Below are 6,000 nucleotides of genomic sequence, written 5' to 3' on the forward strand. Positions count from 1 at the left end.
ACATTTGTGAATAGGTCTGGCGTCTTCACGTAAGCATTCGCAAAGCCCGCAATTTGGGCCAATTTCCAAGCTGTTCCCACCAATCCAACCCCTCCAACCCGTAACGCGGGCTATAGGAAAGTTCTGATAGATTCGGCTTGGGGGATCCTACCGCGTCTGCTGAATGGCAGACGGGAAACGCATTGGGTTGGCATGGATAAGCTGAATAGCCTGATGGCGCAGGTGGCTGCGCCGAGTGATGCACAGCGTCAGTATCAATGGCGATGCTCGGGATTTGGCGGGGGCATGGTCGAACGCTGGTGGGGCCGCGATGGCCTGTCTGCGCATGCGCAGACGGATGTGGATGTGCTGTCCACCGATCAAGGCGTTGCGCTGGACGCGCTGCTTGGCACCCAGGCGGTGCTGGTGATGCGCATGGCCGATGGTGGCGAGCAGCAACGCAGTGGTCTGATTGCGCACGCACAGCGCATGGGCAGTGATGGCGGACTGGTGCGCTACCGCCTGTCGCTGCGGTCGTGGACCTGGTGGCTGCAGCATGCCCGGCACAGCCGTGTGTTCCAGGACAAGAGCGTGCGCGAGATCGTCGACGCCGTGCTTGCCGACTATCCGGACCTGGCCAATTGGCGCTGGGCCGAAGGCTGCGATGAATTCATTGGTACGCGCGTGCGCAGCTATTGCGTGCAGTACCGCGAGAGCGATCTGGATTTCCTGCAGCGGCTGTTGGCCGAGGAGGGGCTGGGTTGGCGCCTGTACGCCGAGGAACAATCCTCTTGCGGCAACGGCATGGAGATCTTCGCCGATAGCCTGGGCCTGCCGCAGGACGCCAGCAGCGCCGCAGGTGGCGTGCGCTTCCACCGCAGTGATGCCACCGAATCCACGGACAGCATCCAGACGCTGGGCCGACGTCGCGCCCTGGGCAGTACCAGCCTGAGCCTGCTCAGCGATGATTACCGTCAGGTGCGCAGCATTAGCACGCAGCTGCCCTTGGACGGCGGCGGTGAGGCCTCCAAGCGCGAAAGCTATGACGTTGTTGGCGCATATGCCTTCAGCAATGCGGGTGCGGCCGATTGGTATGCGCGCTTGCAGGCGCAGGCGCATGAAGTCCACGGCCGCAGCTGGCAGGGCCAGGGCACGGTGCGTGGTTTCCAGTCCGGTACCTGGCTTGAGGTGCAGCAGGCGCCGTTTGCGACCGCGCCCGAGTTGTTGCTGGTGGAGGTGGAGCACGCGGGCATCAACAACCTGCCCACTGATGTACGCAAGGCGATGGACGATGCCTTGGGTAACACGCCGATGGCAGGGACCGATGCCGGGCTGTGGCAGCAGGCCGAGAAAGTGGGCTATGCCAATCGCTTCAAGGCGACCGAGCGGAACTTGCCGTGGCGGCCGGCGCTGGAAGATGGCATCGGTCATCGCCTGAATCCACGGCCGACCGTGCCGGGCTATCAGACCGCGGTGGTCGTCGCGGGGCAGGGCGGCAACAGCAAGGACGTGCATGCCGACAGCCTTGGCCGGATTCGGGTGCGCTTCCACTTCCAGGATGAGCAGGGCGACACCACCTGGCTGCGGGTAGCCCAGCGCTATGCGGGCCCCGGTGTTGGCGCGCAGTTCCTGCCGCGTATCGGCCAGGAAGTGCTGGTCGGTTTCCTTGAGGGTGATATCGACCGTCCCATCGTGTTGGGCGCGCTGTACAACGGCCGTGGCGAAGCGGGCGTTGCGCCCACGCCCGCTGGTGCCAGCGCCGACGCCGATCACAGCGCTTATGCGCAGGCGCGCGATGGCGCCGCCAGTGCGCAGGGCAATCTCAGGGGCGGCCATGCCCCGGCCTGGCATGCGGCAGGCGCCGGCGACGATGCGCACCGCAATGCGGGCGCGGTATGGGGCATACGTTCCCGGGAGTGGGACGGTGGCGAAGGCAGCAATCACCTGCTGTTTGATGACACCGACCAGCAACTGCGCGTGCAGCTGGCCAGCAGCCAGCAGACCTCGCAGTTGAGTCTTGGCCATCTGCGCCATCAGGCCGACAACTTCCTTGGCAGTCTGCGCGGCACCGGCTTCGAGCTGCGCAGTGATGCCTGGGGCGCGGTACGTACAACGTCGGGCGGCTGGTTCAGTGCCTATGCGCACCGCAGCAACAGTCCGGCGGGCGAAGCCGTGCAGCCGGCGGCCCTGCTCAATCAGTTGCAGACCTTGAGTACACGCTTCAATCAATCGGCGCGCACGCATCTGACCACTGCGTTGGCGATGAAGGAAGGCGCGCGCGGCAAGGACCGCTCCAGCATCGTGCCGGACAAGGCGCCGCTGGCAGCGATGTTGGCCAGTGCCAAGACCACGGTTCCCGGTACGGAGTACCAAGCTGCCAGCAGCGAAGCAGAGCAGCGGCAGGCAAGCGCCGGTGAGGGCCGGGTACCGCATAGCGGCGATCCGCTGCTGGGATTCGCGGCGCCGGCTGGCATTGTCCATGTCGCTGGGCAGGCACTGCACTGGTCGGTCGGCGAAGGCCTGCTATTGGCCAGCGGCGGCGACAGCGATGCCGCGGTGATGGGGGACGCGCGCCTGCATGCAGGCCAGGCCATCGGCATGTTGGCCGCTGCCGTGGAAGGCGGTGCCGACGGCGGCAATGCATTGAGCGTGGTAGCCGGCACCGATGAACTGAACGTGCAGGCACAACACGACGAAGTGCGCATGCAATCAAAGCAGGCCCTGCGCGCAGCCAGCGCCCAGGGCGTGGTGGAACTGACTGCCGGCAAGACCTTGCACATCGCCACCACCGGTGGCGCCAGCGTCACCATCGAAGGCGGCAATATCAGCTTCAACTGCCCGGGCAAGATCACCGTGCATGCGAGCAAGAAGAGCTTCCTCGGTGGCACCCATCTGTCCACCGAGATGAACAGCTGGCCAGACCCACAATTCGATGATGTCTACGTGGTGCGGCACCGGGCCACGGGCGAGCCCATGCCCAATACGCGGGTGCAGCTCACCCGCGGTGATGGTGGCCGCAGCGAGCTGGTCACCGATGCACAGGGGCGCCTGCCGCGGCAGAGCGGGCAGGGTATCGATGAGGTGCTCATCAAGATTCTTGGGAAGGTCTAGCGCATGGAAGAGAAACAGGACGTTGTGCTGCCCAGCGGAGACTGGGACGAGGATGGGCGGCCGGTCGCACGTGCGCGGCTAACCCAGGTCAAGGACAAACGCGACAAGGTGGTCGAGGCCGATACCGATGCGGTGATTCCGGTGATCTTCCTGCCCGGCATCATGGGCACCAACCTGAAGTCGACGGTCACCGGCGATCCGGTATGGCGGCCACCGAACACGGATGGTGTCGGCGCGGTGCTGGGTGCGATCGGGCAGATGTTCGTGTTCCTGTTCCGTGGCGCTGCCACGCGGCAACGCTTGTTGAATCCGTTGACATCGGAAGTGGACGACCGGGGTCCGCTTGATGCGGAGAAGACCATTCCCGAAACGCTGGCGCGCGAACGTGGTTGGGGCCAGTTGATGCGCTCGGCCTACAACCCGGTGATGGCGGAGATGCAGCGCAAGCTCAATGACCTGATGTCGGCGGGCAAGCTGCAGCCGTGGTGGGCTGAGGACGGTGCGCGTGCGCCGGCAGAGTATGGCGAGATGGTCGGCGGCAATGCCGCGCTTACTCTGGAGCAGGCCAAGCACGCCGCGCACTACCGCTTCGAAGTCTGGTCCGGTGGTTACAACTGGCTGCAGAGCAATCGTCTGTCTGCGCAGGACATCGTCGCGCGCATCGATAACGTGATCCTGCCGTATTACGCCACGCGCGGCATCAACGCGCAGAAGGTATTGCTGGTCACCCACTCCATGGGCGGCCTGGTGGCACGCGCGGTGTCGCAGGTGTCGAACTATGGCAAGTTGCTCGGCGTCTCGCATGGGGTGATGCCGGCAACGGGCGCAGCAGCTACGTATCACCATTGCCGTGCAGGCTATACCGGTGTTTCGAGCATCATCCTGGGCCGCGATGCCGGCGAAGTAGTGGCGATCCTTGCCAAATCACCCGGTGGCCTGGAGCTGCTGCCCGCTGCGGATTACAACGAAGGCAAGGCCTGGCTGGAGCTGGGCGACGAGGGCCCGCGTCTGCCGGTTGGCGCCGATCCGTACAACGAGATCTACCTCAACACCAAATGGTATGGACTGGTTCCCGAAGCCAATACCAGTCTGCTCGATCCGAGCGCACCGGCACCGGCGGCGGCATCGGCACGCGAAGAAGAAGATGGCCCGGCGCTGACGCCACGCACCGGCTTCCAGATCAATATCGAAGGCGTGCGTGATTTCCACAAGGACATCGAGCGCAAGTACCACAAGCCTACCTTCGCGCATTACGGTGATGACGCCAAGCAGCTTGCCTGGGGTGACCTGGGCTGGAGCGGCGGCAGCATGACCGGCGTGGATTCGGTGACGCCGGTATCGGACAACCACAACGGCAAGATCAAACTGCAGGACGCGGTTGGTGTGATCAAGCTGGAGATTGCCGATCCCGCCGATCCTGGTGATGGCACAGTACCGGCGTGTTCAGGTGCGGCCCCCAAAGCTGATGTCACGGGATGTTTCCGCCAAGGCAGTTTCGGCACTGGGCAGTACGCGTTGAAAGGAAAAAAAGGCTATGACCATCAAGGCAGCTACAACGACGAACGCACCCGCTGGGCAACCCTTTACGCCGCAGTGCGGTTTGCGCAAAGCGCGGACTGGGCGTGAGGCGTTGCATGCGATGGCGCGGCGACCGCTGTTGCATGGCGTGCTGGCTGCCGTACTACTGACCTTTGCCTCGGGCGGCGTTGCCGGCGCGGCACCGAAACGACAGGGAAGCGAAATGAAGACTTTGTGCGTTGGCCGATTCCTGCTGGATGTGCCTGCTGCGACCTCGATCCAGCCCGGTTACGTGTATGCACGCAAGAAGGTGGAGACGACTACCGGTGTATCGGCCGAAGCGTTCCGTCAGCGCGTGGCTGCGCGCATCGCTGCGCTGAAGGCAGCGCGGCATCGTGCGGGTGAGTCCATGTCGGTCAGTGAGACGCGTATTGACGATGATGCGGTGCTGGTGACGTCGTGGCTCAGCGAAAGCAGTCGCGCCGGTCATCGCCAGGAGCTTTACGTGCTGGACCCAACGCACAACGTGCAATACCTGGTCAGTGGCGAGACCGAGGCCGCGAAGTTGCCGGCCGCGATCGATAACTACCGCGCCTTGCGGCCAAGGATCAGCTACCGCGATCCCAACACCATCCCGACCACCGCGGGCTTCTGCGTCGACTCGGGTTTCATAGCGGGCAATCGGATCAACAGCGAGGAGATGACCATCGGCCTGCGTCCGCGTGCGCATCCGGGCGCGCGCATGACCTTGATGTCGTATGTCACCGGCAAGCCTGATCAGCCCTTGCTGCAGCGTGCCTCCGATCTGCCGCCGGAGTATGCAGCCGCCGCAGCGCGGATGCGCAATCTGCGCCGTGGTGAACGCAACGTAGGGCCGATCCAGGGGCAGGAGATTCTTGCCCATGCAGAAGCTGACGGGGGCAAGATGTACGCCTTCCTGTGGGAATCACAGGGCCGTGCGGAGTCCTTGCAGTTCCCGTTCCTGTCGCTGCAGCTGCTGACCGAAGAGAAGGCCGATGCACCGGCATTCCGCGATGACGCACAGGCGCTGGGGCTGTGGGACCAGGTGCTGGGCAGCCTGCGCCTGCGCCCCGGCGCAATCTGAGTTTTGCTCGATTGTGGGAACGGCGTCAGCCGTGAAACAGATGGTGCAGGAGCAGGCAGGTATTTGTGCCATCTGCAGATGTGCCAGCTTAGCGGCTTACGCCGTTCCACAACAGCAGTCTTGGTTTTTTCCGGCAGTTCAAGCTGCGTTTGCGGCCACGCATAATCGGTATTTTTGTAGGAGCGGCGGAAAACGCGAAGCTGACCGGTGGGAAAAAACGGCAATTTATTGAATAATCCCCAGCCCCGGCGTGTCCGCGAAACCCGCCGCCACCACACACCCCCGGG

Annotated in this window: 3 protein-coding genes; all 3 read left to right on the forward strand. The window is 64.0% G+C overall.

Annotated features, from left to right (window positions below):
- The first annotated feature begins 192 nt into the window (after positions 1–192).
- The 3 genes from AC1VWL_RS15465 to AC1VWL_RS15475 all read left to right on the forward strand — a co-directional run bounded on the left by AC1VWL_RS15465 (position 193) and on the right by AC1VWL_RS15475 (position 5,713).
- On the forward strand, positions 193–3,090 hold the full coding sequence (locus AC1VWL_RS15465; protein WP_482987280.1) for a type VI secretion system Vgr family protein: 2,898 nt from the start codon (positions 193–195) through the stop codon (positions 3,088–3,090).
- A 3-nt stretch (positions 3,091–3,093) separates the two neighbouring features.
- Positions 3,094–4,716 carry an esterase/lipase family protein gene (locus AC1VWL_RS15470; RefSeq protein WP_482987281.1) on the forward strand — a complete coding sequence of 541 codons (1,623 nt, stop codon included), beginning with the start codon at positions 3,094–3,096 and terminating at the stop codon, positions 4,714–4,716.
- A 115-nt stretch (positions 4,717–4,831) separates the two neighbouring features.
- Positions 4,832–5,713, forward strand: a complete 882-nt coding sequence (locus AC1VWL_RS15475; protein WP_482987282.1) for a T6SS immunity protein Tli4 family protein — start codon at positions 4,832–4,834, stop codon at positions 5,711–5,713.
- Positions 5,714–6,000: the final 287 nt, after the last annotated feature.

The sequence above is a fragment of the Stenotrophomonas sp. STEN063 genome (assembly GCF_056854515.1).

Coding starts and splice junctions, on each gene's coding strand:
- AC1VWL_RS15465 (WP_482987280.1), top strand. CDS start 193: ATGGATAAGCTGAATAGCCTGATGGCGCAGGTGGCTGCGCCGAGTGAT.
- AC1VWL_RS15470 (WP_482987281.1), top strand. CDS start 3,094: ATGGAAGAGAAACAGGACGTTGTGCTGCCCAGCGGAGACTGGGACGAG.
- AC1VWL_RS15475 (WP_482987282.1), top strand. CDS start 4,832: ATGAAGACTTTGTGCGTTGGCCGATTCCTGCTGGATGTGCCTGCTGCG.